Here is a 271-nt window from a genome sequence, read left to right on the forward strand (position 1 = left end):
GGCCTTGGCCGGCTGCTGGCGGGCCTGCTGTACCCCTTTGCGGTGTATTTCGGCATGGAGCACTTCGCGCCGTGGCAGTTCGGCTTACTGCTGGGCAGCCTGTGGCTGGCCCGCATTCTGACCGGCGTACGCAGGCCCGGCAGCTTGTGGATGGCCATCGTCGCCATCGTGTTTTGCCTGCTGCTGGCGGTTTTCGACAGTCCGGCACTGCTGCGTTGGTATCCGGTACTGATCAGCGGTTTCATGCTGGCGCTGTTCGGGCTGAGCCTGA

At 64.2% G+C, this 271-nt stretch carries 1 protein-coding gene; it reads left to right on the plus strand.

From position 1 onward, the window contains the following. Positions 1 to 271: COG4648 family protein (locus tag BK665_RS33480; RefSeq protein ID WP_511261984.1), on the plus strand; the 271-nt coding region annotated here is incomplete at both ends.

The sequence above is a fragment of the Pseudomonas frederiksbergensis genome (genome assembly GCF_003732665.1).
Taxonomy (GTDB): Bacteria; Pseudomonadota; Gammaproteobacteria; order Pseudomonadales; family Pseudomonadaceae; genus Aquipseudomonas; species Aquipseudomonas frederiksbergensis_G.